Annotated in this window: 15 protein-coding genes and 1 tRNA gene; 9 read left to right on the top strand and 7 right to left on the bottom strand. The window is 33.3% G+C overall.

Annotation, left to right across the window (positions count from 1 at the left end):
* Position 1 precedes the first annotated feature (1 nt).
* The 6 genes from ACJBCC_RS05595 to ACJBCC_RS05570 all read right to left on the bottom strand — a co-directional run bounded on the left by ACJBCC_RS05595 (position 2) and on the right by ACJBCC_RS05570 (position 8686).
* Positions 2 to 982 carry an alpha/beta hydrolase gene (locus ACJBCC_RS05595; RefSeq protein WP_407556612.1) on the bottom strand — a complete coding sequence of 327 codons (981 nt, stop codon included), beginning with the start codon at positions 980 to 982 and terminating at the stop codon, positions 2 to 4.
* Between the two features lies 1 nt (position 983).
* Complete coding sequence (locus tag ACJBCC_RS05590; RefSeq protein WP_407556611.1) at positions 984 to 2927, bottom strand: glycoside hydrolase family 13 protein; 1944 nt, start codon at positions 2925 to 2927, stop codon at positions 984 to 986.
* A 137-nt stretch (positions 2928 to 3064) separates the two neighbouring features.
* Positions 3065 to 5371 carry a glycoside hydrolase family 65 protein gene (locus ACJBCC_RS05585; RefSeq protein ID WP_407556678.1) on the bottom strand — a complete coding sequence of 769 codons (2307 nt, stop codon included), beginning with the start codon at positions 5369 to 5371 and terminating at the stop codon, positions 3065 to 3067.
* 102 nt (positions 5372 to 5473) lie between these two features.
* The gene (gene pgmB, locus ACJBCC_RS05580; RefSeq protein WP_407556610.1) at positions 5474 to 6130 is read right to left on the bottom strand and encodes a beta-phosphoglucomutase; all 657 of its coding nucleotides are present in this window, start codon (positions 6128 to 6130) and stop codon (positions 5474 to 5476) included.
* A gap of 9 nt (positions 6131 to 6139) precedes the next feature.
* Complete coding sequence (locus tag ACJBCC_RS05575) at positions 6140 to 7510, bottom strand: MFS transporter (protein ID WP_407556609.1); 1371 nt, start codon at positions 7508 to 7510, stop codon at positions 6140 to 6142.
* A gap of 129 nt (positions 7511 to 7639) precedes the next feature.
* A complete protein-coding gene (locus ACJBCC_RS05570) occupies positions 7640 to 8686 on the bottom strand; it encodes a LacI family DNA-binding transcriptional regulator (RefSeq protein WP_299102162.1) in 1047 nt (348 codons plus the stop codon).
* A 269-nt stretch (positions 8687 to 8955) separates the two neighbouring features.
* On the opposite strand from ACJBCC_RS05570, the gene ACJBCC_RS05565 reads away from it, so the two are divergent.
* The 6 genes from ACJBCC_RS05565 to ACJBCC_RS05540 all read left to right on the top strand — a co-directional run bounded on the left by ACJBCC_RS05565 (position 8956) and on the right by ACJBCC_RS05540 (position 20464).
* Positions 8956 to 12033 carry a SusC/RagA family TonB-linked outer membrane protein gene (locus tag ACJBCC_RS05565; protein WP_407556608.1) on the top strand — a complete coding sequence of 1026 codons (3078 nt, stop codon included), beginning with the start codon at positions 8956 to 8958 and terminating at the stop codon, positions 12031 to 12033.
* A 10-nt stretch (positions 12034 to 12043) separates the two neighbouring features.
* Entirely contained in the window at positions 12044 to 13600 is a 1557-nt protein-coding gene (locus tag ACJBCC_RS05560; RefSeq protein ID WP_407556607.1) for a RagB/SusD family nutrient uptake outer membrane protein, read from the top strand.
* 22 nt (positions 13601 to 13622) lie between these two features.
* Entirely contained in the window at positions 13623 to 14990 is a 1368-nt protein-coding gene (locus ACJBCC_RS05555; protein ID WP_407556605.1) for a SusE domain-containing protein, read from the top strand.
* Between the two features lie 67 nt (positions 14991 to 15057).
* The gene (locus tag ACJBCC_RS05550) at positions 15058 to 17940 is read left to right on the top strand and encodes an alpha-amylase family glycosyl hydrolase (protein WP_407556603.1); all 2883 of its coding nucleotides are present in this window, start codon (positions 15058 to 15060) and stop codon (positions 17938 to 17940) included.
* 230 nt (positions 17941 to 18170) lie between these two features.
* Positions 18171 to 19487 (top strand): sugar MFS transporter, encoded by a 1317-nt coding sequence (locus tag ACJBCC_RS05545; protein WP_407556602.1) that lies wholly within the window; start codon positions 18171 to 18173, stop codon positions 19485 to 19487.
* Between the two features lie 5 nt (positions 19488 to 19492).
* Positions 19493 to 20464, top strand: a complete 972-nt coding sequence (locus ACJBCC_RS05540; RefSeq protein WP_407556601.1) for a Gfo/Idh/MocA family protein — start codon at positions 19493 to 19495, stop codon at positions 20462 to 20464.
* A gap of 71 nt (positions 20465 to 20535) precedes the next feature.
* Here the strand turns inward: ACJBCC_RS05540 and ACJBCC_RS05535 are convergent.
* Positions 20536 to 20617 (bottom strand) — tRNA-Leu (locus ACJBCC_RS05535).
* 118 nt (positions 20618 to 20735) lie between these two features.
* On the opposite strand from ACJBCC_RS05535, the gene ACJBCC_RS05530 reads away from it, so the two are divergent.
* The 3 genes from ACJBCC_RS05530 to ACJBCC_RS05520 all read left to right on the top strand — a co-directional run bounded on the left by ACJBCC_RS05530 (position 20736) and on the right by ACJBCC_RS05520 (position 25027).
* Positions 20736 to 22124, top strand: a complete 1389-nt coding sequence (locus ACJBCC_RS05530) for a dipeptidase (RefSeq protein ID WP_407556600.1) — start codon at positions 20736 to 20738, stop codon at positions 22122 to 22124.
* A gap of 162 nt (positions 22125 to 22286) precedes the next feature.
* Positions 22287 to 22652: a BlaI/MecI/CopY family transcriptional regulator gene (locus ACJBCC_RS05525; protein WP_173279904.1), complete on the top strand. Its 366-nt coding sequence runs from the start codon at positions 22287 to 22289 to the stop codon at positions 22650 to 22652.
* Between the two features lie 2 nt (positions 22653 to 22654).
* On the top strand, positions 22655 to 25027 hold the full coding sequence (locus ACJBCC_RS05520; RefSeq protein WP_299102171.1) for a M56 family metallopeptidase: 2373 nt from the start codon (positions 22655 to 22657) through the stop codon (positions 25025 to 25027).
* Positions 25028 to 25147 lie beyond the last annotated feature (120 nt).

The raw sequence follows: 25147 nt of genomic DNA, 5'->3' as shown, positions 1-25147 counted from the left end.
TTTAGTCTTTACCTAACAAAAACATTAGTGGTTGATCTAATCTACTATTCCAAGAATTTTCAGAATGATCTGTTCCTTCAAAAAATAAGTTTTTAGAATTATCTTGGGTGTAGCCTTTTGATTTTAATATGTCATTTACCCTTGGCGCATATTGCGGATAATGCTCGTCTAAGGTTTTATTTCCATAATCAAAATACAACCTGTATCCACCAGCTTGTGGTAAATTAGCGTCCATATATTTAAAAATAGCTTCAGGATACGGATTATTCTCCATTGGCATTGCACCTGGCCAATGCGTAGATAAACATGCTGCACCACTAAAAACTTCAGGATACTCAGAAATGGCATACATAGACATTAATCCTCCCATACTAGAACCCATTACAAACGTGCTTTCTTTCTCAGGATTCACAGCATACGTTTTATCTATTTTTGGCTTCAATTCTTCAACAATAAATTTTAAATAATTATCACCCTTTAGTTTAAAATCCTTTGAACCCGAAAGATCTTTTAAGCTATCCTTAGTGGCTTCGTTTATATAATCGAAGGCCTTTTGAGGAAATAAGTCTTGCCAACGTAGTTTTGCAATATTATGAACAGCAACTACTATAAAATCCTTAGTTTTCCCTTCTGACATTAATTCTGAAGCCCATTCATCTACTTTCCATTCTTGTTTATTCCAAGTTGATAATGAATCGAATAACATTTGACCATCGTGCATATAAAGTACATCATAAGTTTTGTTTTCTACATAGCTTTCTGGCAGCCAAACATCTACTGGTCTTGGTGTAATATAGTTAGATGGAAAACTATCTATTCTATGGATTTCGCCTTTATAAAGTCTTGCGCTTTTTAAATGCTGAAAATTTAAAGGTGCATCAACACTGTCTATTTCTAAAGTATTCACTTCTTGACTTTTTGTTTCATTTTTACATGAAAACATAAATAAACTAACACTCAATAGTAGTAAAACACTTTTCATGCTATAATGATTTGGTTGTTAAAATAATACTTCCTTTTGTTTCTAATATTAAACTAGAATTCCAAATTAGGGTTTCTTTTGAAATAATATTAGTTAGCGTTTTTCCGTTTAAACCTAACTCTTCAAATCGAGATAAATCCAAATCTTGGGCCTCATCATTCTTGTTAATAATATGAACAACAGTTTCGTCATCAATCACTCTTGCTAACATATAAATTCCGTTAAGAGGCGCAAAATGGAGCGTTTTACCGTTATGTAAAGCTTCACTAGTCTTTCTGTAATTTAACATCTTGCTTAAAAAAGATTGCATGTCTTTTTGAGAATCTGTAAGTCCTTCACCTGTAAACGCATTTATAGAATCGCCTTCCCAACCTCCTGGGAAATCTGTACGGATTAACCCATGATCTCCAGGTTTATCAAAATCGTCCATTAAGATTTCTGTTCCGTAATAAATTTGAGGAATTCTAGGCATCATTAAGAGGTAACTTAGAGCCATTTTAGTATTAGTAATATTCCCATCTAATTGTGTAAAAATTCGACTCATATCATGATTATCTGGAAACACCATAATATCTTTTGGCGACGCATACACAAAATCGTTAGCTAAACCTTCGTACATTTTTACCAGACCTTTATCCCAAGATTCATTTTCTTTTAAAGCTTCAACAATAGTTCTTTGCATGGCGAAATCCATAGTTGATTTTAAATTAGAATCATAACCATCTGCGTTTTTATGACCATCTTGCCAATAAGCAATAAGTAAAGGATTGTAACTCCACTCTTCACCTACTATCGAAAAATTTGGGTATTCTGTCATTATTGAACCTGCCCAATCACTCATAAAATCTTTATCAGGATAAGGATATGTGTCTTGACGAATGCCTCCTAATTCTAAAGTTTCTACCCACCAAATACTATTCTGTATAATGTATTTAGCCATAAACGGATTGCGCTGATTTAAATCTGGCATTCCAGATACAAACCAACCATCTGTCATGCCTTCATTATCTTTTTTAGATGCGTATAAATCTTGATTAGAAGTACGTCTATGATTAGAAGTTATAGTTGTTTTACTATCCCAATTATTTATGTTTTTCTCGTAGTTTTCTTGATAATTTACCCAATCTTTAAACGGTAAATCTTTCATCCACCAATGTTCTAAACCACAATGATTTGCTACTTGGTCCATGATAAGTTTCATATCTCTAGACTCTAAATCTGAAGCTAATTTTTTATAGTCTTCTAAAGTTCCGAATCTTGGATCTACCTTATAAAAATCAGTCATTGCATAACCATGATAAGAACCACTTGGCATATTATTTATTAAAACAGGACATGGCCAAACTGCTGTAAATCCAAGGTTTTCTATATAATCTAAATGATCTGTAATTCCTTGTAAATCGCCTCCATGCCTTGCGTAACCATCAGTTCTATCAATTCCTTGTTGTAAAAGCCCATCAACCTCATCATTTTCTGAGTTTGCATTAGCAAAACGATCTGGTGTGATAAGATAAACGGCATCTGAACTATTGAAACCTATGTAATCTTCCGCTGATTTTTCTCTTGATTTTAACTCGTAAGTTTGAATTAATTCGGAACTATCTTCGAGCTGAAATGTAATATTGAATTTCCCTGCTTTTGCCGTTTCAGAAATCTCTAAATCTAAAAACAGATAATTTGGACTATCTGCTTTATGTGTTTCCACTAAACTAACACCAGAATAATTAATTTTTGCTGTCGCTTTACCAATATTAGGATGCTTTACCAATAATTGCAAGTCTTGATTTTTGAAACCAACCCACCAATGTGGTGGCTCCATTTTTTCAATATCGTTTAGGATTTCAGTTACAGATTCTGAAACTTCATTTTCTTCAGATTTAGTTTCTTGGCATGAAAACACCGTTGCAACTAATAGTGTTAATAGAGTTAGTTTTAGTGCTTTCATTGTAATTATATTTTATAAATGAAACAAGTCCTTGTAGTAAGTTTAAACGAATACCTACAAGGTTTTTGAAACCTTGCAGGATTTTTTATTGATATTTTAGACCTGCTAGGTTTTAAAAACCTATTAGGTCTTTTAAGTTAAATAGTAACCATATTATTAGGATTTATAGAAACCTCTTTTCCATCTACATAAATGGTTAATTCTTTATCGCCTTCAAGTTTAAATTGTGTTTCATTTTGGTTAACACTTACAGTGATAACTTGATGTCTAAAATTCACTTTAAATGAATAACCTTCCCATTGCGAAGGAATTTTTGGCTCAAAAGATAAAGTGTCATTTTTAACACGCATACCACCAAAACCTTCAACAATACTCATCCAAGTACCAGCCATTGAAGTAATGTGTAAACCTTCGTGAACTTCGTGATTATAGTCATCTAAATCTAAACGCGATGTTCTTAAATAGAAGGTATAGGCTTGGTCCATTCTATCTAATTTAGCCGCTTGAATACTGTGAACACATGGCGATAATGAACTTTCATGAACCGTAAATGGCTCATAAAAATCAAAATGACGCTCTAGTTCTTCGGTTGTAAATTGATCTTCAAAGAAATACATTCCTTGAAGCAAATCGGCTTGTTTTATATATGGTGAACGTAGAATTCTATCCCAAGACCATTTCTGATTTATTGGTCGTTGCGATTTATCTAAATCAGCAACCGTAATTAATTCTTTATCTAAGAAACCATCTTGTTGCAGATAAACGTTTTCCTCCTCAGAATATGGAAAATACATATTGTCTGCTACCTTTTCCCAAAGTGCTAATTCTTCGTGAGAAATTTTAGTTTTGCCCGAAATCCTAGCGTAATCATCGCTATGACCTTCTTTTACTTTTTTGATCGTTTCTAAAGTATAATCAATACACCATTTTGCAATGTAGTTAGTGTACCAATTATTATTAACGTTGTTTTCGTATTCGTTAGGCCCTGTTACACCAAGGATTACATATTTATTTTTCTTTGTAGAAAAATTAGCTCTTTGATGCCAAAAACGTGCAATACCAATTAAAACTTCTAATCCCATTTCTGGTATGTAACTGAAGTCTCCTGTGTATCTGTAATAATTAAAAATAGCAAAAGCAATGGCTCCATTTCTGTGGATTTCTTCAAATGTAATTTCCCATTCGTTATGGCATTCTTCGCCATTCATAGTTACCATTGGGTACAATGCTGCTCCATTAGAAAACCCTAATTTCTCTGCATTTTCTATTGCTTTTTCTAAATGCTTATATCTATACGTTAAAAGATTCCTTGCTACTTCTTGATCTTTAGTAGCCATATAGAAAGGAATACAATATGATTCTGTGTCCCAGTATGTACTTCCTCCATATTTCTCTCCAGTAAATCCTTTTGGTCCTATATTCAATAATGGATCTGTTCCTAGATAAGTTTGATTAAGATGGAAAATATTAAAACGAATACCTTGTTGAGCTTTAACATCGCCTTCGATAGTGATGTCTGCCATATCCCATATTTTAGCCCAAGCTTGCTTTTGGTCTTCTAACAAATTATTAAAACCTAAAGATTTTGCTTTACTTAATGACGTTTTTGCTACTGCAATTAATTCATTTTTATTGTGATTTCTATCTACGGTGTATCCACCAAATTTATTTATTGCGTATGTTTCGCCTTGCTTAACGTCGTATGCATAACTAAATGAAGCCAAATTAGCATCTGCTTTGAAATTAGGCTCTACCAATATAGATTTCCCATCTATAAAAACTTGAGATTCCATGAAGGTACATGTATAAAAATCTGTTTTCATGGTTTTTGCCTGGATAAAGGCTTGGTTATTCTCATGACTAACCTGTAATGTATCCCAAAACTTATCATCCCAATTGGTATCTTCATTAGTAATACCAGAATCTAAATATGGCTCAAATGTAATTTCTGCATCTGAATTTAGTGGTGTTATACTAAAATCTATTGCACCTACTTCGTCTAAATTTAAACTTAAGAACCGTTTTGTTTTAACTTCAACTTCTATATCATTTTGAAGCGTCGCCACAAAACTTCTTGACAACCAACCCTCTTGCATGTTCAACTCTCTTCTGAATTTTTTGACATCTTTACACGCAAATAAATCGAGTTGTTCATTGTTTATAGAAACATTAATACCAATCCAATTTGGTGCGTTTAATACTTTTGCAAAATATTCTGGATAGCCATTTTTCCACCAACCTACTCTGGTTTTGTCGGGATAGTAAACTCCTGCAATATAACTTCCTTGAAAAGTTGGGCCTGAGTATTTTTCTTCAAAATTAGCACGTTGTCCCATAGCACCATTTCCGATACTAAATAAACTTTCTGATGCTTTCACCTGATTTGGGTCAAATCCTTCTTCTATGATTGACCAATTGTTTGGAATGATATAATCTAGGTTCATTTTAATGATATATTTATTGAATTTTGTTTGGTGTGTTTTCAAAATTTAGAAAAACACCTTTAAAGTCCTTTGACAAGAACAATTCAATCATTTAACTTTTATTTAATTTTCTATTAAGGACTTAATGAGGTCATTAGATATTTCTGTAAAATCTTTAAAGACATAATTTGCGTGACCTAAAACATCCTTACTTCCTATACCAATTGAAATCATATTGGCTGTGTTTGCAGCAGTAACACCAGCTACTGAATCTTCAAAAACAATACAATCTTCTGGTTTCACATCAATTTCTTTAGCGGCAATTAAAAAGACTTCAGGATCTGGTTTTGCTTTTGAAACATCATTACCATCTACTATGGCATTAAAACTAGATTTAAGATTAACGCGTTCTAAAATTGTTCTTGCATTTTTACTCGCAGAACCTAATGAAATAGGTTGATCCATCTCCTTCAAAAACTTCAATACTCTTGGGACATCTGGTAAAATTTCATTTGTATCCATTTCTGCAATGAAGCTGAGATACTCTTCATTCTTCTTACCCATGAGTTCATCAAACAATTCTTGTGAAATAGTTTTATTTCCCCAAGCCAGTATTTTTTCTAGTGAGCGTACTCTACTAACCCCTTTTAATTGTTCGTTTTCTTCTTCAGTAAAATTAATATCTAACCCTTTAGCTAACCTTTGCCACGCTAAAAAGTGATATTTTGCAGTATCTACAATGACACCATCTAAATCGAATATGAATCCTTTTTTGTTCATTTTTAAATTTTATTCTGTAGGTTGATATGATATTGCTGCTTTTTCCGTAATTAAAAAATTACAGAAACCAGCGATAATTAAACTTAAACCTGCTATGGTCATAGCATGTATTGCTTCTTCTCCTAATAGACCAGAAATGAAATTAATGCCACCAAGTGCCGCAATAATTTGAGGGATTACAATAAACATATTGAAAATACCCATAAACATTCCCATTTTCTTTGGGTCTACTGAACTAGAAAGCATGGCGTATGGCATGGACAAAATACTTCCCCAAGCAATACCAATTAATATGAAACAATATTTAAGTTGTTCTGGTGACACAACTGTCATTAATAAGAAACCTGCACCTCCTATTATTAAGGATAGCATGTGCACATATTTTCTATTTATATTTCGTTTTGAAGTATAAAATACTAATAATAAAGCAAAAGCCATTGAGGAAAGTCCGTAAACTCCCATTGCAGAACCAACTGAATTAGATGCTTTTTGAAATGCTGTGTTTTCTAAATCGAATGCTTCTTTATCAATAGCACTTGTCATATCAAAATTAGCTTCTATAGGTGCTGGTGTATTAAATACATGTTCTGTTAAGGCCGGATTTGCCATACTCCACATGGTAAAAAAGGCAAACCAACTAAAGAATTGAATGATGCCCAATTTTTTCATTGTAGATGGCATGTTCCCAATATTATTTAAAATATCTGAAACAAAACTACTTTTTTTAGCTTTCTCTGTTTCGAACTCTTCCATATCCTCAGGCGGATACTCAGTTGTTGTAAATACAGTGTAAAGAATACTTATTAAGAATACAAATGCTCCAATAGCAAAAGCAACCTTAACTGAATCAGTAACAATACCAGGTCCTGCAGAATCGCTTACGCCCATTTTTGAAACCAACCAAGGTAAATTACTAGCTACCCAAGTACCTATTCCAATAATTAAAGTTTGCATTACAAAACCATAAGTTCTTTGGGACTCATCTAATTTATCTGCAACTAAAGCTCTAAATGGCTCCATTGATACGTTAATGGATGCGTCTAGAATCCAAAGAAAACCTGCAGCAACCCATAAGGCTGGCGAGTATGGCACAAAAAATAAAGCTATGGAGCTCAAAACAGCTCCTACAAGAAAATACGGTCGTCGTCTTCCAAAACGAGAGTTCCAAGTTCTATCACTCATATAACCAATAATTGGCTGCACAAGTAAACCTGTTAAAGGTGCTGCAATCCACAATAAAGGGATGTCATGCTTATCTGCACCAAGTGTTTGGAAAATACGTGACATAAAGCCACCTTGCAAAGCAAAACCGAATTGAATTCCTAAAAACCCGAAACTCATGTTCCAAATTTCCCAAAATCCAAGAATACGCTTTTTCATGAAATAGTATATTTAAATTAATACTATTCTGACAAGCTATGCTTATCAAAACTTATGTGAGAAGTGAAAATATAAGTTTTGAATATGGAGCAAATATATGAAAGATTTTAAAATAACAATGATAAAATTCTATTTGGTGGATTCTCGCTCTACTAATTCCGTATTAACAACAACAGTCTGATACTGTTCTTCTTCGGTATCAAACTCCGTTTCAATTTTATCAATTAATAAATCTGCAGCACGTTCTCCCATGAGTTGCGCATGCTGACTAACTGTAGTTAAACTAGGTGTTGAATGCTTTGACAACACACCATCTGTAAAACCAATTACCTGAATATCATTAGGCACATTTAAACCTAATCTCCTTGCTACTTTCATAGCCGATAAAGCATACAATTCATTTACAGCAAATACACCATCAATTTTTTTATGTGCCTTGAAAAGTTGTTCTATTTCTGCTTCAAGTTTTTCTAAATGAACTTCGTAATCTAAAGTATCGTCCATTTTTAAAATTAATTCAGCCTGAGGTGTTATATTACTCTCATGCAAAGCTTCTAGATACCCTTGAGTTCTCAGTTTACCTACACTCACGTAATCTTTAGTAGTTATTAAGGCTATCTGTTTACATTTATTAGCAATCAATTTTTTAACAGCATTTTTTGCGCCATTAAAGTCATCCACGATGACTTTATCACATTTAATCTCAGATACCACACGATCAAACATTACAATAGGCATTCCTTGATTTATAGTTTCTGTATAATGGTGATAATCTTGTTGAAGCAAGGTTTCTTTTGACATGGAAAGTATAAACCCATCAATACTACCATTGGCAAGCATTTCCATATTAATTACCTCTTTTGAAAATGACTCATTAGACAACCCAATGATTACATTATATCCTCTTTTGTTTGCCACCAATTCTACACCTCGAATTACTTTTGAGAAAAAATGATGAACTATTTCTGGTATGATAATTCCGATGGTATTTGTCTTTCTGTTTTTTAAACTAAGTGCAATGTTATTGGGTCTGTAATTGTAGAGTTTAGCAAAAGCCTGGACTTTTTGAATGGTATCAGCACTAATTTCCTTACTATTTTTTAAGGCCTTAGACACTGTAGAAATCGATACATCCAATTCCCTTGCAATCTGTTTTAATGTTATTTTCTTTTTCATTTTTAACTTTAAATAAGGAACGAATATAGTTCAAAATTAGAAACTAAATATTGCCAATATCTTAATATTGAAACGAAATAGTGAAAATCACGTATTTTTTTTATTATTTTACTGCTAATACCATTTTATCTTAAAAGTTTTTAACACGCAAACGTTTTCGTGACTTTCGTCATAGTTTTTAACACGCTAATCACATTAAATTTACCTAGATTTAACCCGAGAAGTGAAAATATAAATCAATTAACTAAGTAATTAACTAAAAACATTATATGAAAACATTTTTAAATGCTTTACTATTCTGTCTAATTATTCTACCTGCTTCCTTGATGGCGCAATCTACTGCGACAGGTACAGTTACAGATAAAGCAAATGCTATGCCTTTGCCAGGTGTAAATGTCATTATTAAAGGGACCTCTAGAGGAACCTCGACAAATTTTGACGGCAACTATTCAATAGAGGTAAGTAATGGTGAAGTTCTCGTCTTTTCTTATGTTGGTTATACCGCACAAGAAATAGTATTTAATGGTCAGTCTCCTATAGATGTTGCCATTGAAGAAGATGCGTCACAATTAGATGAAGTTGTATTAATAGGATACGGCTCTGTGAAAAAGGAAGATGCAACAGGTTCTGTTGATGTCGTTTCATCCAAGGATTTTAATAAAGGTTCGATTGTTTCTACCGATCAATTATTAAATGGTAAAGCTGCAGGTGTAAGAATAACTACTTCGGGTGGTTCTCCAGATGCTGCTCCAAATATTAGAATTAGAGGTGGATCATCCCTTAACGCGCAAAACAACCCATTAATTGTAATTGATGGTGTTGCTATTGGTAATGATAATCCGGCTGGTGTATCTAACCCTTTAACATTAGTAAACCCTAACGATATAGAAAGTTTTTCTATATTGAAAGATGCGTCTGCTACTGCTATTTATGGATCAAGAGCATCTAATGGTGTAATTATTATTACAACAAAGAAAGGAACTTCTGGAGGTCCACAGTTTACGTTCTCTACGGATTACTCAATTAGTAAAATTGGTGACGGCTTAGATATGATGAACGGTGATGAATACACAAGATTTATTCAAGAATATCATCCAACAAGAGTTGGTCAATTAGGTGTACCAGCTGGTTCTGTTAGCACAGGTGAAACTGTATCTAGCACACTTAATGGAAGAAACATTTATAATACAGATTGGAGAGATGCTATAACTAGAACAGCTACAACATCTAATACAAACTTTAGCGCTAGAGCAAATTTATTTGACAAAATTCCATTTAGAGGATCTGTTGGATATACTTATGCTGAAGGTATTGTAAAGAATGATGATTATGAGCGATTAACAATGTCTGTTAAGTTAACTCCGAAATTATTGAACGATAATCTTAAAATAGATGTAAACGCCAAAAGTATTTTTGCATTTAAGAATGCTATTGATTCTGATGGAGCTTTAGGTGAAGCACTAACATTTGATCCTACAAAACCTATTTATGACAATTCTGAAAATAATAGATTTGGAGGATATTACCTAACTACTTTTGATGATGACGACACGTTTAGAAGAATCATTCAATCTAACCCTTTAGCTAGATTAGAACAACGTGAAAGACCTGAAAACGTATATCGTTTCTTAGGAAATGTTGAATTTGATTACACTATGCCATTTTTACCAGAATTAAAAGCCGTAGTAAACTTTGGTTTAGATGCTTCTGGATCTAAAATTGAAGAACGTTTCAGTGAGAATTCTTTTGAAACTTACCAATTTAACGCAGGCAATTCAGATATAGAAAATAATTTTTTATTCAATCCTGGTGTTAATTTTAGAGAAAACCAAAGAATTACGAATACAACCTTAGATGGTTTTTTACAGTACACAAAGTTACTAACTGATAAAGTCATTAACAAATGGGATTTACAAGCAGGATATTCTTATCAAAATTTTAAAAATGACGGTAACCAAGAACGTTATCAGTATGATTTAGATTCAGGTCAAAGAGAACCAGTTTTAAATCCCGCAAATCCTAATTTCAGATATTATAATGTATTAAATCTACAATCTTTTTTCGCAAGAGGAAATGTTAGTATTTTGGATCGATATTTATTTACAGCATCTGTAAGAGCTGATGCCTCTTCTTTATTTACTGAAGAAAACAGATGGGGATATTTCCCTTCTGCAGCATTAGCATGGCAAATAAATGAAGAAGCTTTCTTAGAAAACTCTAAAGTAATTAACTCTTTAAAGTTACGTATAGGTTGGGGAGAAACAGGACAGCAAGATATAACTGGTACTGTTGGTTATTATCCATCAATCCCACTTTTCTTAGCAGGAGATGCTAATAGTCAGTATTTCCCTAATTCATCGCTTTATTCCGCAGTTGCCTTCAACCCTAACTTAACTTGGGAAAAGACTAGTACTATAAATTTAGGGTTAGATTTCGACTTGTTCAATAACGGATTGCTTTCTGGTTCTTTTGATATTTATAGAAGAAATACAAGAGATTTATTAGCACAAGCTCCTGTTCCTCCAGGACAAGCATTAACCAATTCATTTATTGACAACATTGGAGAAACTGAAAGTGAAGGTTTTGAATTAAATATTAATTTAACTCCTATAAATACCGATGATTTTACACTTAGCTTAGGTGGTAACTTATCTTACAATTCTACAATCGTTACAGACTTAAATAGTTTAGAAACATTAAATGCAGGTGGAACTTTAAGAGGAACTGGTGCTGATTTGTTGAGACATGCTATTGATGAACAAGCTGGAAGTGCTTATGTGTTCAAACAAGTTTATGATGCTCAAGGTAATCCTATTCCAAATGCGTTTGTAGATCTAAATGGTGATAACCAAATTACAGATGATGATAGATATTACAAGCAAGTAACACCTAACTGGACATATGGTTTTAACCTAAATGCAAATTACAAAAACTGGGATTTAAGCTCTAGCTTCAGAGGACAAATTGGTGGTAACGTCTATAATTTTGCTCAATTAAATTTTGGCTTTACTGAAAGTGCCGTTTTTTCTAGTCAAAATAATTTAACTAACGTATTAAATTTTTATGACGGTTCTGCAAATCCAGTAATTGATAATGTAAATGGAAATGTACAATTCTCAGACTACTATTTAGAGGACGCTACTTTTTTAAGATGTGATAATATAGCTTTAGGTTACCGTTTTAATGAGTTAATTAAAGATGGCTCGTTTAGATTGTATGCTTCTGTAACAAACCCATTCTTAATTACAGACTATTCTGGTGAAGATCCAGAAAATTTTGGAGGTATTGATAGAAACGCTTATCCAAGACCTACCGTTTATACTTTAGGTGTTAATATAGATTTTTAAAAAAAAAATTATGAAAAAAAGATTTTTAATTTTATTGAGTATTGCCACGTTTGGTATTTATACATCTTGTACAGATGACCTAAATACTGAACCAATTGTGGAACTTACTCTTGAAGAGTTATTAGCCTCTGACCCAAATGCTGTTGAAGGACTAGTAGCTAGACTGTATGCTTCGTATGCACTTACTGGTCCAAGTGGTCCAGGGAGTTCTGATATTGTAAGTCCAGATGCTGGTGAAGGTGCTTTTTTAAGAGCAATTGTCAATTTACAAGACTTTACTGCAGACGGAATGAAGAACAGATGGGGAGATGATGGTTTAGACCAATTAACTACAACATCAAATTGGGACAGAAATAATAAATTCTTTAGATTATTCTATGATAGAGCTTATTATACCATTCCACAATGTAATAACTTTTTACAAGCACTTGATGTGGCAGATTTTCCAAATGAAGAAAACATTGTTGCTGAAACTCGTTTTTTAAGAGCATTGGCTTATTATAACATTATAGATGTATTTGGAAAAGGTGTGTTAGCTACTGAAGTTAATTTTGGACAATCAGAGCCGCTTCCTGAAGCGACAAGATTAGAATTGTTTAACTACACCGAGTCAGAGCTTTTAGCTATTGAACCTGTAATTACAACGACTTCTAGTTATGGTAGAGCCAATAAGTTTGTTGTAGACATGCTTTTAGCTAAACTATATATTAATGCAGAAGTTTACACAGGAACACCAAGATGGGATGATGCTGCAACTTATGTAAATAAAATAATAAATGAAGGAGGTTATTCATTAGATTCTAATTTTGTAAGAATCTTTTCTTCGGATAACAATAGCTCTCCAGAAATTATATTCCCATTACTAGCTGAGTCTTTAACGAGTCAAAGTTATGGTAATACAACTTACATCGTAAATGGAAGCTTAAGTGCTGATACTATGCCTTTAGCGCAGTTTGGTGCCTCTGGAGGTTGGACAGGTCATAGAACAACAAAAGCTTGGTATGGTTTGTTTGGTAACAGCGCAGCTGATTTAGGATCATCTAGTGATGTTAGAGCAAGCTTGTTCTGGACTACAGGTCATAATTATGAAATGAATGATTACAGAGAATGGACAGATGGTTTCCCTTCTACGAAATTTAGAAATACAGCTTCAGATGGTAGTGGTAATCCTGTAGAATTCTCTTCAACTGACTTTCCTTTCTATCGTTTATCTGATGTATACCTAATGTATGCTGAACTTGCACTTAGAGGTGCAGCTGGTACATCTATGACTGACGCGTTAACTTATGTGAACAATGTAAGAACTAGATCTAATGCTGATGCCATTGGAATGTCTGACTTAACTTTAGATTTCATAATTGACGAACGCGCAAGAGAATTAAACTTAGAGGGCATGAGACGAAGTGATTTAATCCGTTTCAACAAATTTACAGGAGGAAGCTATATTTGGCCTTGGAAAGGTGGTACAGCAGGTGGTACATCAATATCTGATGACTACAAATTATTTCCAATTCCGGCAACGGCATTACAAGCCAATCCTAACTTAACACAAAATCCAGGTTACTAATACACTAATAAAATAAATAACAATGAAAAAATTAAAATTTATACTACTAGCATTTATTACAGTTGTAAGTTTTACAGCTTGTGAAACGGATGACGATTTAGAATTTGTAGCAAATGAAGCAGAAGGTGTAGCCTTTAACACTTCATTCTTAGAAAACTATGTTTTAAATTCAGCGGTTTCAGCTAATCTTGCTGAGCGTTTTACTTGGAACAATGCAGACTTTGGGGTACCAACTAATATTACGTATTACCTACAAGGTGCCACAGCTGCAGATTTTTCAGATTACGTGGCTGGTGACAACTTATATGATTTAGGTAGCAATACTGCCAATCCTGAAGCAAATGAAATCCCTGTTACAGTTGCGCAAATGCTTGCTTTAGCAGAAGTGGCTGGATTAGATAATGATCCTGATACTGCTGAACCTAATACAGGAACACTTTATTTTAGATTAATGGCAGTTATTGGAAATGATGGATTACCATCTTATTCAGAGATAAAAGCCTTAAATGTAGAATTACAAGAACAAACTAGCGTTGGTGGTGGCGGATTTATGCCAGCAACTTGGGGTGTTGTAGGTTCTGGTTACAATGATTGGGGTGGAGCAGGACCTGATGGTCAGTTCTACACTACAAGTGAAGCTGATGTTTATGTCGCTTATGTTACACTTATTGATGGTGAAATTAAATTTAGAGAAAACAACGAGTGGACCAATGATTTTGGTGACAATGATGCAGACGGAACTTTAGATGCAGGTGGATCAAACATTGCAGTAACTGCTGGTACTTATAAAATTGTTCTAGATATTGCTTCTGGTACCTATACAATGGAAGCGTTTTCTTGGGGAGTTGTAGGCTCAGGTTATAATGATTGGGGAGCTTCTCCAGATGCAAAGTTCTATTACGATTATACGACTGATACATTTAAAGTCGGCGTTCAATTAGTAGACGGAGAAATTAAATTTAGACAAAACAACGAATGGACAACTGATTTTGGTGATACAGGAGCTGATGGTACTTTAGATGGTGGTGGTGATAACATCGCTGTTACAGCTGGTCATTATGCTATTACTTTAGATTTTAATGCTGGTACTTATACAATTGAATCTACTGATGTATGGGGAATAGTTGGATCTGGATTTAATGATTGGGGAGCCTCTCCAGATTTCTCGTTAACTGAAGTTCAACCTGGTATCTTTTATGGCGACATTGCAACTCTATTAGATGGAGAAATTAAATTTAGAGCAAATAACGATTGGGCAATGGATTTCGGAGATACAGGAGCAGATGGCACCTTAGATAGTGGTGGTGATAATATTGCAGTAACAGCTGGTTTATATAGAGTACATTTGGACACTACAAGTGGTACTTATATGTTGAACAAAATTCAATAAAAAACTTTAAACCCTTATAACCTAAAAGGGCTGATTAACATCAGCCCTTTTTTTAAACAAAAAAAATATGAAAAAGATTTACTTATCCTTTCTATGTATTTGTCTGTCAATATTCGCATTTGCACAGGTCACAATTACTCCGAATCCATTTGAGGTTGATGAAAGTATCACGATTTCGGTTGATATTAATAGTTCAGCTACAGATTGTAATGGACTTAGTAACCCAACTAAAGTATATATGCACTCTGGTGTAGGCGACGGTTCTAATGCGTTTGGTATTAGTGTTGTTGGAAATTGGGGACAAGATGATGGTATTGGTGAAATGACCAATCAAGGCGGAGGAATATTTAGTATTACATTAACGCCTGAAACTTATTATAATTTAACAACTACGCAAGCAGCCAACGTTATACAAATGGGAATGGTCTTCAGAAATGCTGACGGTTCACAAGAAATGAAAGCTAGTGGTTGTAGTGATTTTATATTTGAAGTGGGAACATTTCAAGTTAGTGTTACATCTCCAAGTAGTGACACTACAATTTTAAATTCTGGTGAAGATTTATCGATTACAGCATCAAATATAGGTGGTAATGCAAGCTATACATTGAAGGCAAATGGAACAACAATAGACACAAATACTTCAACTAATAGTTATAGTTTTGTAGACACTAACATTACAGCTAACAAAAACTACGAACTAACTGCAGTGGCAAATGGCACCACCATTATCAAAACCTTTAGTGTTATAGTAGACCCTGGATCTAATATTGGTATTATGCCAACAACCTATGAAGATGGCATTACATATATTGATGATAATACAGCTGTTTTAGTTTTATACGCAACCGGAAAAGATTTTGTTTATGTAGCAGGTAGCTTTAATAATTGGCAACCAAATTCGGCCTATGCTATGAAGAAAGATCCTACCCGAAATAATAAATTTTGGTTAGAATTAACTGGTTTAACGCCAGGACAAGTTGAAACTTACCAGTATTGGGTTGTAGACAAAACACCTATTGCTAATTCACCATCTTTAGTTAAAACAGCAGATCCGTATTCTACCTTAGTACTTTCTCCATTTGATGACCCTTATATTTCTGCAACAACATATCCTAATTTACCAACATATCCTGCTGGTCAAGAACGAGAAGTTACGGTATTAAAAACAGGGCAAACTGCTTACAATTGGCAGGTTACAAATTTCAATAAACCAAAGAAAGAAGATTTAGTTATCTATGAACTTTTAGTAAGAGACTTTGATGCTAATAGAAACTATCAAGATATTATAGACAGAATAAATTATTTTAAAAATCTTAATGTCAATGCCATTCAATTAATGCCTGTTATGGAATATGAAGGTAACGAAAGTTGGGGTTATAACACCTCATTTCATATGGCCTTAGATAAGTATTATGGTACTGAGGATAAGCTACGAGAATTAGTAGATGTATGTCATCAAAACGGCATAGCGGTAATTTTAGATATTGCTTTTAACCACGCATTCGGTAGAAACCCAATGGTAAGAATGTGGATGAATGATCCTGATGGAGATGGTTGGGGAGCGCCTAGCTCTGAAAACCCTTACTTTAATGAAGTTGCTTTGCATAGTTATAGCGTTGGTGAAGATTTTGACCACTCTAATCCTAGAACTCAAGATTTTGTAAAACGTACGATTGAACATTGGATTAATGAATTCAATATTGATGGTTTCCGTTGGGATTTAACTAAAGGATTCACTCAAAATTGTACATCTGGAAACGATGGTTGTACGAATGGCTATCAACAAGATCGTGTAGATATTTTAAAAACTTATGCAGATCATTCATGGTCTATAGACACTGATCACTATGCTATTTTTGAGCATTTAGGATCTGATAATGAAGAAAAAGAATGGGCTAACTATCGTTTAGACGAAGGCAAAGGTATTATGATGTGGGGAAAAATGACAGAACCTTATAATGAATTAACTATGGGTCAAAATGGCGATAAGAATATTGACAGAATTGGCCATAATGCTCACACTGGTTTTAATGGACCTAGAGTTGTTGGTTACCCAGAAAGTCATGATGAAGAACGTTTAATGTTTAAAAATCTTACTTATGGAAACACTAGTAATTCTTCCCATAATGTTCAAAATTTAAATATTGCCTTATCTAGAATGTCTGCTTTAGGAGCCGTATCTGCTATGGTTCCTGGACCAAAAATGATTTGGCATTTCGGAGAATTAGGAATGGAGAATTCTATTTTTACCTGTAATAATGGCTCCACTAATTTCCCTGGAGATGGTGATGGCAATGGCGATTGTAAATTAGATACAAAACCACAACCTCAATGGGCAAATAACTGGCTAACTGAAGCATTAAGAGGACAGATCTATGACGATTGGTCTAAACTTCATAAACTAAAAATTGAAGAAGCCGTTTTTGAAGGTGACTACTCAATCACTTCTGGCAGTTTAACACCTAGAATTGATGTATTTGACAATTCAATTCCATCAACGGAATTAAAAAATGTTATTATCCTTGCTAATTTCGATGTATCTACGCAAACAATTAATACAAACTTTCCGAGTGGTGTAACTTCAACTTGGTATGATTTAATGGACCCAACTGGTAATACAACCATTAGCAACTCAACAACTTCCATTTCTATACCTTCAGGTCAGTTTAGAATTTTAGGTAATAAAGCGTCTTCTGTATTAAGTATTGATGACGAAGCTTTCTATGGATTTAGTATTTTCCCAAATCCTTCTGAAAACGCGTTTAGCATAAATGCGAATATTTCAAATGTTGAAATTTACGATTTAACAGGGAAATTAGTAAAGTCATATAACGGCGATTTTACTAAAACAGATTCGTTTGATATTTCATCTTTAAATTCAGGAATATATATGGTTAGAGTTCAAAACGAAAATAATCAAGTATTAACATCAAAATTAATTAAGTCATAAAGATTAAGTGTTTTTTGATTTAAAACAAAAGAGCTTCTTTTATTAGAAGCTCTTTTTTATTTCTTACCATGTTATAATGAATAATTAATGGTACTATCATTTTGAAGGTAATTAGTACTATTGATAAGTTATTGAAACTCTAAATTAATATATTTGTTATTTACCTAAAGAATAGTTGTGTAAATTGAGTAAAAATTTCAAACTACATCTCTATAATTAATATAGCGCATATGAGCACAACTTCAAAAACACAAAACAACTTAATCCCAATACTTATAATTGCTGGACTATTTTTTATTTTCGGTTTTGTAACCTGGATAAATGGTGCGTTAATACCTTTTATGAAAACTATAAATGAGCTCACGGATGCACAATCTTATCTTGTAGCTTCGGCATCTTATATTTCTTTTGTCTTGATGGCCTTACCTGCTTCTTATATTCTAAATAAAATTGGTTACAGAAAAGGCATGTCTCTAGGCTTGTTTATTATGGCTATTGGTGCATTAGTATTTATTCCTGCAGCAGAAGCAAGAACCTATTGGGTGTTTTTAACTGGTATTTTTATTCAAGGTTTAGGAATGACTATTTTGCAAACGGCTTCTAATCCTTACATCACTATTTTAGGACCTATTGAAAGTGGTGCCAAGCGTATCGCTATAATGGGAATTGCCAATAAAGTGGCTGGTGCGTTAGGTTCTATTATTTTTGGAGCCCTTCTCCTTTCTGGTATTGATGCTGTAAAGGAACAATTAGCTACTGCCTCAGAAGCTGAGAAAGCAACCCTTTTAGATACCATGGCAGACAGTGTTTATTTGCCTTATATAATAATGGCAGCTGTCTTAATTATTTTAGCAATTTTAATTAGAAAAGCGCCTTTACCACATGTTGAACCAACAGAAGAAGAAACAACAACAGAGAACAGTTCTTCAAATAAAACCATATTTCAGTTTCCGCATTTATGGTTAGGTGTAGTTGCTTTATTTGTATATGTTGGTGCAGAAGTTATTGCAGGAGATACAATAATAGCATACGGAATTTCATTAGGTTTTACTGGTGAAGAGGCTAAATATTTCACAACTTATACATTGCTCGCCATGGTAGCAACCTATGCCTTAGGTGTCTTTTTAATTCCAAAATATATTAACCAAAAAACAGCCTTAGTTGCAAGTGCAGTATTAGGAATAGTGTTTAGTCTTTTAATTTTATCAACTTCAGGTTTTATATCTGTTCTATTTGTTGCTGCATTAGGTATCGCAAACGCTTTAGTTTGGCCAGCTATTTGGCCATTAACAATTGATGGTCTTGGCAAACATACCAAAACAGCCTCAGCATTATTAATTATGGCAATATCTGGTGGTGCATTTATTCCGCCCTTATACGGTAGAATTGTAGACAGTTCTAAAAACGAACTTATATCCAAAGGAATTAATGAAACTGAAGCATTAGCAACAGCTTCAACAGAAAGTTACTGGATTTTAATTCCATGCTACGCCATGATATTATTTTTTGCAATTTGGGGACATAAAATGAAAGGTGTATCAAAATAACAAACATGAAAACATATAATTGGGGTATTATTGGATGTGGTGACGTTACAGAACGTAAAAGCGGACCAGCTTATCAAAAAACGGAAGGCTTTGAGTTAACGGCTGTAATGAGAAGAGATGCTGAAAAAGCAGAGGATTATGCTAAGCGGCACAATGTTCCAAAATATTACAGTGATGCTGATAAACTAATCAATGATTCTGAAATTGATGCTATTTACATTGCAACACCTCCAGATTCTCATGAGTATTACGCCTTGAAAGTGGCTGAAGCCGGAAAAATTTGCTGTATAGAAAAACCAATGGCGCCTTCTCACAAAGCTTGTCTGAATATTAATAAAGCCTTTAAATCTAAAAACCTACCACTATTTGTAGCCTATTATAGACGTTCCTTACCACGATTTAATCAAATAAAATCCTGGATTGATGCAAATAAGATTGGTGAAATTAGACATATTAATTGGGTTCTGAATAAGCCTGCAAATGATATCGATTTATCTAAAAAATATAATTGGCGTACAGATGCAACAATTGCACCTGCCGGATATTTTGATGATTTAGCATCACATGGATTAGACTTATTTGCCTATTTCTTAGGAGACATTAGTAAAGCAAACGGAATTGCTACAAATCAACAAGGCTTATATTCTGCACTCGATGCGATTGAAGGCAATTGGATTCATGAATCTGGAATAACAGGATCTGGAAGTTGGAATTTTGGAACAGAAAAACGAGTAGATTCCGTAAAAATATATGGTAGCAAAGGACAAATCTCTTTTTCGGTATTTAATGAAAACCCCATTGAATTAGATTGCAATGGAAAAATTGAAAGCTTAGTAATTGAACATCCAGAAAATATTCAATTATATCATGTTGAAAACATCAAGAAACATCTAAATAATTCAGCGATACACCCTTCTACAGGAGAAACCGCAGCAAAAGCATCATGGGTAATAGAACAAATATTAGCCATTAACTAATTTTCGGGATAAATAGTACATCTATTTAAAATAAAAAAAGCTAACTCGTTAAAGTTAGCTTTTTTTGATTGTACAGGCGGAGAGACTCGAACTCTCACACCTCGCGGCACTAGATCCTAAGTCTAGCGTGTCTACCAATTCCACCACGCCTGCAACTTTCCAATAATTATTGGGATGCAAATATAAACAATAGTTTCAATATTCAAATAAGATTTTTTTAAGAATATCTTCAAACTAGTTTTCATACTTTTGTTATAAATCAAATACCATCATGCAAACCATACAATCTTACATAAACGACCATAAGGATCGATTTTTAAATGAGCTTATAGAACTTTTAAAAATCCCGTCTATAAGCGCTGATTCAGCCTACAAAACTGATGTTTTAAAAACAGCTGATGCCATTAAAATTAGCTTAGAAAAGGCAGGCTGCGACCAAGTTGAAATTTGTGAAACTGAAGGCTATCCTATTGTATATGGCGAAAAAATAATTGATAAAAATTTACCAACTGTTCTTGTTTATGGTCATTATGATGTGCAACCACCAGATCCGTTAGATTTATGGAACTCACCTCCTTTTGAACCTGTTATTCAAAAAACAGATTTACATCCAGAAGGTGCCATATTTGCAAGAGGTGCTTGTGATGATAAAGGTCAAATGTATATCCATGTTAAAGCTATGGAGTACATGACATCTAACAATGAGTTGCCATGTAACGTTAAGTTTATGATAGAAGGCGAAGAAGAAGTTGGTAGTGTCAACTTAGCTAAATTTGTAGCAGCCAATAGAGAAAAATTAACTAATGATGTTATTTTAATCTCAGACACTGGCATGATAGCTAAAGATGTACCATCAATCACTACTGGTTTAAGAGGTCTTAGTTATGTAGAAGTTGAAGTTACAGGACCAAACAGAGACTTACACTCTGGTTTATATGGAGGCGCTGTAGCCAACCCAATAAATGTCTTAACTAAAATGATTGCATCACTTCATGATGAAAACAATCATATTACCATTCCTGGTTTTTATGACAAAGTAGAAAACTTATCTGATGAGGAACGTGCAGAGATGGCTAAAGCACCTTTTTCACTAGAAGTTTATAAAAAATCATTAGATATTAATGCTGTTTATGGTGAAGCAGGTTATTCTACAAACGAACGAAATTCTATTAGACCTACTCTAGATGTCAATGGAATTTGGGGAGGTTACACAGGCGAAGGTGCCAAAACAGTGATAGCGAGCCAAGCATTTGCAAAAATTTCCATGCGATTAGTACCTAATCAAGATTGGGAAGAGATAACAGATTTATTTAAAACTCATTTTGAAAGTATAGCTCCAGATGGTGTAACTGTCAAAGTAACACCGCATCATGGCGGACAAGGCTATGTAACACCAATAGATAGTATTGGTTACAGAGCAGCATCTAAAGCTTACGAAGAAACGTTTGGAAAAACACCAATTCCACAGCGTAGTGGAGGAAGTATTCCTATTGTGTCATTATTTGAAAAAGAGCTAAAAAGTAAAACTATTTTAATGGGCTTTGGTTTAGATAGTGATGCCATTCATTCTCCTAATGAACATTTTGGAGTATGGAATTACCTCAAAGGCATTGAAACTATTCCTTGGTTTTACAAGTATTTTACGGAGTCATTCAAATAGAATTAAGTGTAACAAACTCACTATAAACCTTAAGAAATCAATACATTAAAAAAATATCCGTTCCGAGTGAGCGGATTTTTTTTACCTTCTTTTTATACTCTACATTTGTAGAATTAAAATTTATATTCTACATTTGTAGAGTTAATTCTAAAAACGTTGAGCATGGAACTTTCAAAAACCGAAGAACAATTAATGCAGCATCTCTGGAAGCTTGAAAAAGCCTTTATGAAAGATTTATTGGAGCGCTACCCAGAACCAAAACCAGCAACCACAACAATTGCGACCTTATTAAAGCGCATGATTGGCAAAGGATTTATAGATTATAAAACCTACGGAAAATCTAGAGAATATTTTCCCTTAGTGAAAAAAGAAGATTATTTCTCAAAACACGTTAATGGTCTCATTAAAACATTTTTTAACGATAGCGCCTCACAGTTTGCTTCATTTTTTACGCGTAAAACAGACTTAACGAAAGAAGAACTAGAAGCTTTAAAAAAAATTATTGATACGGAAATTAAAAACAAGTAATTATGGAAACCTATCTATTAAAATTCTCCGCATGTTTATTTGTCTTTTGGGTAGTTTATATTCTTTTTCTAGAACGCCAAAATATGCATCTGTTTAAGCGCTTTTATCTTTTAGCTGCTTTCATAATTGCATTAGTAATTCCTAATTTAACAATAACAGAATACATAGAACCTGTTGTAACAGATTTTGAAATGGCTCCAAGTTTTATTCCTACAGAGTTTGTGGAAATAACACCTGTAGACACACCTTCAATTTTTACCTTAGTAAATATATTATGGTTTATTTATGGTGTTGGCGCACTATTATTTGCATTACGCTTTATCGTGAATCTTATAAATATGCGTCGTCGTATTTCTAAAAATAAGCAAATTTCTACACCTTCTTTTATATATGTTTTACTTAATGAAGACTTAATTCCACATTCATTTTTTAGATATATCTTTTTTAATAAAGCCAGGTTTGAATCAAATAACATTCCGCAAGAGGTTTTATTACACGAAGAAACCCACGCGAAACAATTGCACAGTATAGATATTATAGTATTAGAGGTATTGCAGATTGTTTTTTGGTTCCATCCACTCATTTACATTCTGAAACATCACGTAAAACTTAATCACGAATTTTTAGCCGATCAAGCCGTTTTAAATCAATGCTCAGATGCTAAAGTTTATCAAAATATTTTATTACAATTTTCATCGAACACTCAAAACCATCAATTAGCGAGTGCCATTAATTATTCATCCATCAAAAAACGATTTACAGTTATGAAAACACAAACATCAAAAACCAGAATTTGGTTAAGTACCTTATTAGTAATGCCTTTAATTGCTATTTTATTTTACAGTTTTGCAGAAAGAGAATATGTTGAAAACAACAAAATTGACACTGTAACTGCCATCGAAAAAGAATTACAAGAAGCTAATAATCTTAACATAACTTACGTCGGTGATGCAAATGAAAAACTGATGCAAGAATATCGAGATTTTATAAAAGAGTATTCAGAAACTAATACTATTTTTTATTCAAAATATGAACGTGCAGTTATAATATATGACCAATTAATGTCAGATGAGCAACGTTCTTCGGTAAAAAAATATCCAACGCGTATAATACCAGAATCTAATCTTTCTAAGACACAACCAAGGCAACCCTCAGCATCTCAATATGAAGCTTTTAAAAATGCTAATCAATATGCTATTTGGATTGACGGTAAACACGTATCAAATACTGTATTAAATCAATATTCAGTAAATGATTTTGTACATGTAACTGGCTCAATAGTTCATAAAAATGCTCGAAGTATAAAGTTTCCTCAAGCAAATCAATATGATTTATATACAAAAGAAGGGTTTAAATTGACCTATAAAAATTCGCAATTAAATCGCTATAACAAAGCTGTTACAAAATATTCAAATGCAATTTCTAACTACTTACAAGGTAATGAGACTGATAATTCTGAACTTAAAATTATAAAAGCTCAAGCTGATAAGATTTATAAGACATTTACAAAAGATGAAATAGAAAGACTCAATATTAGACAATCTCCTCCTATACCATTATCTAATGAATCGAAAAACACGACTGGTATTAAAGAATACATAACAAAATATAAAATGTACGAAACATTAAGAAGCTCGAAACCTCATTATATAAACAAAACAGAAAAACAGCAAAAAGAATTAGATGTTTTATTTTCTGACTTAGGCGGTATGTATTTTAGACTATCCGAAGAGAATAAAGCAAAAGTAAAACGACCTATTTCACCAATTAAACCTTACGTACAAGTTACTCTTAATGGTAGCATCTATTATAAAAAGTACAAAGATTTAAATGAAGAAGAAAAAGCGACATTGCCTCCTCCACCTCCAGCACCTCAATCTCCTACTAAAAACCTTTCATTCTTAGCATATATAGAAGACATGGAAAAACAAGGCGCAACCTTCTACTTAGATGATAAAAAAATCTCCGCAGAAAAAGCTAAATATATTGCTAAGACTAATAAAGGTAAAAGCACTGAAATGCTAACTCAAAAGGATAAGAATGGAAAATATATTGTGAAATTAAGTACACCTGTTAAAAACAAAAAAGAAAACCCTCTTCCTATTGTAAATGGAAAAACCATAAAATCTGGAGAAATGGCCATGACATTTACAGAACTAAAAAAGTTAACTCTAACTTTACCAGAAGGAGAAATAACGGCTTTTAAACTTAAAATTCCTGGCATTAAAACGGAGCAAATAAACGGTAATAAAATTACCCAAATCACTTTAAAAAATTTAGAATCCGCTAAACTAGGTGATTATATAACAATCTTTGATATTAAAGACGATAACAGCTCAAAATTTTCACCACTCGCTATAGAAATTGTAGAATAGATAGTTCTTAAGAATACATATCATAAGCCTCAATGTTATAAAACAGCATTGAGGCTTTTATTTTCACCCAAAAGTGTAACAAAACCAAACATTTAGCGTTCTTATTAATAATCAATCACT

Origin of the sequence: Winogradskyella sp. 4-2091 (assembly GCF_045765065.1) — a bacterium.
GTDB lineage: Bacteria > Bacteroidota > Bacteroidia > Flavobacteriales > Flavobacteriaceae > Winogradskyella.
The sequence above is the reverse complement of the archived record's forward strand: the minus strand, read 5'-3'. Positions and strand labels throughout refer to the sequence as shown.

Excerpts from the sequence above, each read along its gene's own strand:
- ACJBCC_RS05595 (WP_407556612.1), bottom strand. The coding sequence starts at position 982 with ATGAAAAGTGTTTTACTACTATTGAGTGTTAGTTTATTTATGTTTTCA.
- ACJBCC_RS05590 (WP_407556611.1), bottom strand. The coding sequence starts at position 2,927 with ATGAAAGCACTAAAACTAACTCTATTAACACTATTAGTTGCAACGGTG.
- ACJBCC_RS05585 (WP_407556678.1), bottom strand. The coding sequence starts at position 5,371 with ATGAACCTAGATTATATCATTCCAAACAATTGGTCAATCATAGAAGAA.
- pgmB (WP_407556610.1), bottom strand. The coding sequence starts at position 6,130 with ATGAACAAAAAAGGATTCATATTCGATTTAGATGGTGTCATTGTAGAT.
- ACJBCC_RS05575 (WP_407556609.1), bottom strand. The coding sequence starts at position 7,510 with ATGAAAAAGCGTATTCTTGGATTTTGGGAAATTTGGAACATGAGTTTC.
- ACJBCC_RS05570 (WP_299102162.1), bottom strand. The coding sequence starts at position 8,686 with ATGAAAAAGAAAATAACATTAAAACAGATTGCAAGGGAATTGGATGTA.
- ACJBCC_RS05565 (WP_407556608.1), top strand. The coding sequence starts at position 8,956 with ATGAAAACATTTTTAAATGCTTTACTATTCTGTCTAATTATTCTACCT.
- ACJBCC_RS05560 (WP_407556607.1), top strand. The coding sequence starts at position 12,044 with ATGAAAAAAAGATTTTTAATTTTATTGAGTATTGCCACGTTTGGTATT.
- ACJBCC_RS05555 (WP_407556605.1), top strand. The coding sequence starts at position 13,623 with ATGAAAAAATTAAAATTTATACTACTAGCATTTATTACAGTTGTAAGT.
- ACJBCC_RS05550 (WP_407556603.1), top strand. The coding sequence starts at position 15,058 with ATGAAAAAGATTTACTTATCCTTTCTATGTATTTGTCTGTCAATATTC.
- ACJBCC_RS05545 (WP_407556602.1), top strand. The coding sequence starts at position 18,171 with ATGAGCACAACTTCAAAAACACAAAACAACTTAATCCCAATACTTATA.
- ACJBCC_RS05540 (WP_407556601.1), top strand. The coding sequence starts at position 19,493 with ATGAAAACATATAATTGGGGTATTATTGGATGTGGTGACGTTACAGAA.
- ACJBCC_RS05530 (WP_407556600.1), top strand. The coding sequence starts at position 20,736 with ATGCAAACCATACAATCTTACATAAACGACCATAAGGATCGATTTTTA.
- ACJBCC_RS05525 (WP_173279904.1), top strand. The coding sequence starts at position 22,287 with ATGGAACTTTCAAAAACCGAAGAACAATTAATGCAGCATCTCTGGAAG.
- ACJBCC_RS05520 (WP_299102171.1), top strand. The coding sequence starts at position 22,655 with ATGGAAACCTATCTATTAAAATTCTCCGCATGTTTATTTGTCTTTTGG.